Annotated in this window: 1 protein-coding gene and 1 pseudogene; both read right to left on the bottom strand. The window is 74.1% G+C overall.

What is annotated here, in order from left to right:
* Positions 1-182 precede the first annotated feature (182 nt).
* A complete protein-coding gene (locus I59_RS06970; protein WP_022903247.1) occupies positions 183-1,841 on the bottom strand; it encodes an ABC transporter ATP-binding protein in 1,659 nt (552 codons plus the stop codon).
* A pseudogene (locus I59_RS19415) lies at positions 1,838-2,175 on the bottom strand (transcriptional regulator); the annotation flags it as partial. The gene I59_RS06970 and the pseudogene I59_RS19415, both read right to left, overlap by 4 nt.

Below are 2,175 nucleotides of genomic sequence, written 5' to 3'. Positions count from 1 at the left end.
TGTCCGCTATGCGGCGATCACTCGGACGGGTCCGTGCCCCGGACGGACATCCATCACCCACCTGACGCAGATCGTCCTCGTCCGTGGCAGTTCCGGTGCGCCGACCTCGGGATCCGCGAACCGGAACTGCCAACGGCAGGATCGATCGTCGCCTCGCGATCCGCCGGGCGTGGACGAGGAGCTCAGGAGGCCAGGGACGCGAGCCGTTCGGCGCGACGGGCGGCCTGTTCCACGGGGTCCGGCACGGGTGCGGCCTGGACGAGCCGGCGCGTGTACGCGTCCTCGGGACTCCGGAGGATCGCGTCGCGGGTCCCCTGCTCGGCGACCCGCCCGTCGTGCAGCACCACGACCCGGTCGCAGAGGGTGTCGACGACGGCGAGGTCGTGCGTGATGAAGAGGCACGCGAAGCCGAGGCGTTCCTGGAGCTCGCGGAACACGTCGAGCACCCGGGCCTGCACGGACACGTCGAGGGCGCTCGTCGGCTCGTCGGCGACGAGGAGCGCCGGGTCGAGCGCCACGGCGCGGGCGATCGCGACGCGCTGGCGCTGTCCGCCGGAGAGCTCGTGGGGGTACCGCTCCGCGAAGCCGCCGTCGAGCCCGACGTCGGCGAGGAGCCGCTCGGTCCGCTCGGTGACCTCGGCAGCCGGCAGGCGCAGGATCTGCCGCAGCGGCTCGGCGACCGTCTGTCCGACCGTGTAGCGCGGGTTCAGCGACCGCAGCGGGTTCTGGAACACCACGCCGACGCGCCGACGCATGGCCCGGCGCTCGGAGCGGCCCGCGGTGGCGACGTCGGTGCCCTCGACGACGACGCTGCCCGCCGTGACGGGGGCGAGGCCGACGGCGGCGCGGCCGATCGTCGTCTTGCCGCTGCCGGACTCGCCGACCAGCCCGACGATCTCCCCACGCCCCACCGTGAACGACACGTCGTCCACCGCGCGGAAGCGTCCCCGGAGCGCACCGCCGTACTCCACCACGAGGTGCCGGACGTCGAGGACCGGGGCTGGGGTGAGGCGCGCCTCCAGGCCGGCACCCGTGTCCGCGCCCGGGACGGAGGCTCCCAGGCGGGGGACGGCGGCGAGCAGCTCGCGCGTGTACTCGGCGGTGGGCGTCGTCAGGACGGCGACGGCGTCGCCGGACTCGACGACCCGGCCGCGGCGCATCACCACCACGCGGTCCGCGAGGTCGGCGACGACGCCCATGTCGTGCGTGATGAGGAGGATCGCGGTGCCGGTGCGGCCGCGGAGCGCACGCAGGACGTCGAGCACTTCGGCCTGGACCGTGACGTCGAGGGCGGTGGTGGGTTCGTCCGCGATGAGCAGGTCGGGGTCGGCGGCGAGCGCCATCGCGATCATCACCCGTTGGCACTGGCCGCCGGAGAGCTCGTGCGGGTACTGGCCGAGCCGACGCTCGGGTTCCGGCACCTCGACGGAGCGCAGGAGCTCGACCGAGCGGGCGCGGACGGTGGCGCGGTCGAGTCCGGCCTCGGCGCGGCGCACCGCCTCGGCGAGCTGGAAGCCGACGGTGAAGACGGGGTTGAGCGCGGCCGACGGGTCCTGGAACACCATCGAGACGCGGCGTCCACGGACCTCGCGGAGGGTGCGCTCGTCGGCGCCGAGGACCTCGAGGTCACCGATGCGGATGCTGCCCGTCGCGCGGGCACCGTCGGGTGCGATGCCCATCGCCGTCATCGCGGTCATGCTCTTGCCGGAGCCGGACTCCCCCACGACCGCGACGACCTCGCCGCGCCCGACCCGGAACGACGCGTCGTCGACGGCGCGGACGGTCTCGCCCTCGACGTCGAACGTGACGGTGAGGTGCTCCACGGACAGGACGTCGCTCATCGGGTCTCCGATCGGTCGGTGCGGTCGCGGTCGGCCTTGAACGCCTCCCACTCCTCGAGCATCGTGAAGTGGTGCCCGCGGAGCCACTGCATGTAGTCGCGGCCGTTGCGGAGGCGCTCGCGGACCTCGGCGTCGACGTCGCCGTCGGCGGTGTGCCCGCCGGACTCGACGATCGCGAGGCCGCGGCCGATGATGTCGCGCTGGCGGTCGAGGTAGCGGCGCTCCCCGGCGAGCCACGAGCCCCAGACGTCGGCCTCGGCGCGGAAGTAGTGGCTGCGCTCACCGGGGACGGTGTGGCGCTTCACGAAGCCGCTGTCGACGAGCCGCCGCGTCG

This window comes from Curtobacterium sp. B8 (assembly GCF_000333315.1).
In the GTDB taxonomy this organism is placed as follows: Bacteria; Actinomycetota; Actinomycetes; order Actinomycetales; family Microbacteriaceae; genus Curtobacterium; species Curtobacterium luteum.
The sequence above is the reverse complement of the archived record's forward strand: the minus strand, read 5'-3'. Positions and strand labels throughout refer to the sequence as shown.